General features: G+C 61.3%; 1 protein-coding gene and 1 pseudogene. One reads left to right on the top strand and one right to left on the bottom strand.

Going from position 1 to position 3,455, the window contains the following annotated elements; genetic code table 11:
• Positions 1 to 511 (top strand): annotated as a pseudogene (locus AQUI_RS29025) (IS30 family transposase); the annotation flags it as partial.
• Between the two features lie 133 nt (positions 512 to 644).
• Here AQUI_RS29025 and AQUI_RS0125985 read toward each other — a convergent pair.
• A partial coding sequence (locus AQUI_RS0125985) for a LamG-like jellyroll fold domain-containing protein (RefSeq protein WP_027260111.1) occupies positions 645 to 3,455 on the bottom strand: 2,811 nt, incomplete at its 5' end.

The following is a 3,455-nucleotide window of genomic DNA, read 5'->3' as shown; positions in this document are numbered from 1 at the left end:
CTGGTCAAACAAAGCCTTGGACAGTCCAGCGCGACCTCAATGGTTGAATGCGTCAGCCGCTTCACGGTTCTCTTAAAGAACCCGGACAAGCGTATCAAACCGGTTATGCCTTGCCCGTCAGGCGATTGCGAAGCCATCTGCNGAGAGGGGCAAGATCATGAAAGCAATCAGCGACCTGCCTCTGGCTGCCCGCAAATCCATCACTTTCGACCGCGGCACCGAATTCGTGTCCTGGCCGCATCTGCAAGCACAGACCGGTACGCAGACATGGTTTTGCGCCCCCTCCTCTCCCTGGCAAAAGGGCACGGTTGAGAACACAAGCCGGCGGGCCCGGCGATGGCTCCCGCGGAAGCACGATATCCGGCAGCTCTCAGATCACGACATGAAAGTAATTTGCGACCGTCTTAACAACACGCCCCGCAAATGCCTTGGGTGGAAGACGCCCGCGGAGGTCTTCAGAGAGAAAATGATGGAAGAACTGGGCCGCTCCCCCAACCCTCAGAGGCAATAGGTGCCGCGGTTCAGGTGTCGCTCACAAGGACCGATTTTCACCGGAGGCACCTAAGTCCCCCGGTGGAAGCCGCTTGCAGGTTTGGCAGATGTTTGTTCCGCCAACCCCAGCTTTTCTACGCCTGGACCGGACGTCAGATCAGGTCATCAAAGGCAACAGTCTGATCAGCAAAGACTAACAGGCCGATATCTAGCAGCTGGTCGCGGCCTTCATAATAGCCATCAGCCCCGCCGCTGGCCGCATCAGTTACCGTCAGACGGGTGATGTCGGCACCCCGGTTGGTGTCATAGTAGGTGTAGCTTTCAAAGCTGTAGTCCTCAAAGTTGCCGTCAAAGACCGCGCGGTCCCTGTCTGAAGGGTCCGACGCATTCCAGCTGTGGCCCTGAAGCCGGTCATCGCCAAGGCCGCCATAGAGCCAATCCCGGCCGTCTTCGCCATACAGCGTGTCATTGCCATCGCCGCCAAACAAATAGTCCCGGCCGCTGCCGCCCGCCAGCTTGTCGTTGCCCCCCTGACCGGACAGCGTATCGGCCCCTTCACCGCCATAGAGACTGTCGTTGCCGCTTCCGCCTCTCAGCAAGTCGTCGTTACCGTACCCCAGCAACCGGTCATCACCGCCTTTTCCGATCAGCACATCGGCACCATCGGCACCGCGCAATTCGTCATTGCTATTGGAACCGAATTGAATATCCGCCGCTCGCACGGTGACGTCCTTGAACGCCGCAAAGGTATCATCCGGCTCCAGAGCCGTCTCCGAGCCGCCCTTGCTGATCTGGATTTCGCCGCCGCTGCGGTTGAACTGAAAGCTGTCGATCCGGCCGCCGAAGTAAGCGTAATCGCTGCGCTCACCGCTGCCGAAAACCTCTTCGCCCGTCAGCACCGCGTCATAAACCGCCAGATCACTGATGTTGCCATCGAAGTAGCTGTGGATCTTGTCGGTTTTGCCGGCTGCATTGCTCCACCCGGCTGCCCCGGCAATTAGCGCCTCGCTGTTGGTGCTCCAGTCAAAATCCAGCCCGGCTTCATAGGCAATCCGCGCGCCATTCAGGTAGACTTCCATCCCCTTGCTGCCAAAATTCAGGCTGAAGTCATAGTCCTTGCCTGCCTCAATTGCATTTGCCGCAGTGAAATAGTGGGTCTCCGCACTGTCCTGCAGGCGCACGATCAGCTTGCCGGTTTCATCCAGATAAATCGCCAGATGCCCGCCGGTGCCGTATTCAGCGGCATCCTTGGACAACAGGGTTTGGTATCCGGCCAGACTGCTGGCGGTGAAGCGAAAGGCAATGGTGCCGCTGGAAAGCTCCAGCGCCTTGTTGTGGTCAAAGACATAGGCAGAACGGTCTTCGGCATCGAACCCGTGGCTGCCGGCCATGGCAAAGACCGGGCTTTCCGTCGCCGCAAGGGTCAGATCCCCGGCATCCGCCAGCGCCGATCCCGGGACTTTGATTTTGCCGGTGTTTTCGGAAACCGCGGTTGGCGCCAGCGCCTCCTCCAGGTCGTCGATGCTCTTGATGATGCCATAAGCCGGCGCCGCGGTGTGCTCGATGTCCGACAGTTTCACCAGGTCGCCGTAGACCGTGATCTTGCCCAGCAGATCGTCGTTATGGGCGCCGCCGTTGTTGCCCTGGTCGGAGTAAAGCGCAATCACCGAGTGATCCATCACCCCGTCGCCGTTCTTGTCGCCATAGGTGATCGAGGCGATCTCGGTGGTGTGGCCCTCAATGACAATCCGGTCGCCCTCGGCGCGGCTGAAATCCTGCACCACATCATGGCCCATGATGTCGACCCAATGGTCGTGCAGCTTGTCGTTCTCGCCCGCGACCCCGTGCCAGTTGATGGTGCCGTCGTCGCGGGTGTGCTTCTCGATGTACCGCTCTTTGGCGTTGATAAGGGTCTGGAAATAAAAGATATCCGCGCCCTTGCCGCCGATCAGAAGATCATCGCCGGGCACCGGCTGATCGGGGTACAGCTTGCCATCTGTCAGCTCGTTTTCCGGGTCGCCCTCGTCGCGGTCAGGGTCATAGGCGATGGCGCCCTCGCGCCCGTCGGCGCGGCTGATCAGCAGGTCGTTGCCGCCGCCGCCTTTCAGCGTGTCCTCGCCGTGGCCGCCGTCCAGCACATCGTTGCCGCCGCCGCCATACAGCGTGTCATTGCCATAGTTGCCCTGCAGCACGTCGGCGCCGCCTTTGCCGGCGATCTTGTCATCGCCGCGGCCCGCATCAATGCCATCGGCGCCGCTGGTGCCGCGCACCGTGTTGTCGCCGCCGTTGCGGCTGATCATGTTGAGGCTGCGGTCCAGATGGCCGTGATGGGTCACGCCGTAGTCCGACAGGATCTCCAGGAAGGTATCGCTGGCGCCGTGCAGCTGGCCAAAGGCCGGGGCCAGATCCTCCATCATTGCATCCATTTTGGCACCCATGGCGGTGCCGGCCGCCTCGGCCAGCGCCATCTGGCTGCTTTCGCCCAGCTGGCTGTCAAAGATCCGCACATCGCTGATGGCGCCCTTGAACAGCGAATGCGCCTCATCGTCTTGATCGCTGCGCCAAGCCCGGCTGCCGCCGATCACCAGGGAATGGCCGTTGTCTTCCAGCCCCTGCTTGAATTGCGGTTCCGCTGCCGCCAGCGCGCCGTCCAGCCAGATCATCAGCCCGTCCGCGCCGAAGCTGACCGAGATCTGATAGGTCTGCTGCGCCGACAGCACCAGATCCGGGACTTTCAGGTATTCGGTCCCGCCGCCGCCGGACTGGGTGGCGACCAGAGTGCCGTCCTTGACCCAAAGCGTGAAATCCCCCGCCCCGGCGCCGCTGCCATCCTTGGACACCAGCGCCATCTCGCCGGGCAGACGGTCCAGCGAAAAGCTCAGCGAAACCGTCGCCGACTCCAGCGCAAGGGCGTCCAGATGACCCGCATTCAGATAATCGCCGTCTTCACCGCTCAGCACATG

The sequence above is a fragment of the Leisingera aquimarina DSM 24565 genome, assembly GCF_000473165.1.
Taxonomy (GTDB): domain Bacteria; phylum Pseudomonadota; class Alphaproteobacteria; order Rhodobacterales; family Rhodobacteraceae; genus Leisingera; species Leisingera aquimarina.
This window is presented reverse-complemented; position numbering and strand designations above follow the sequence as displayed.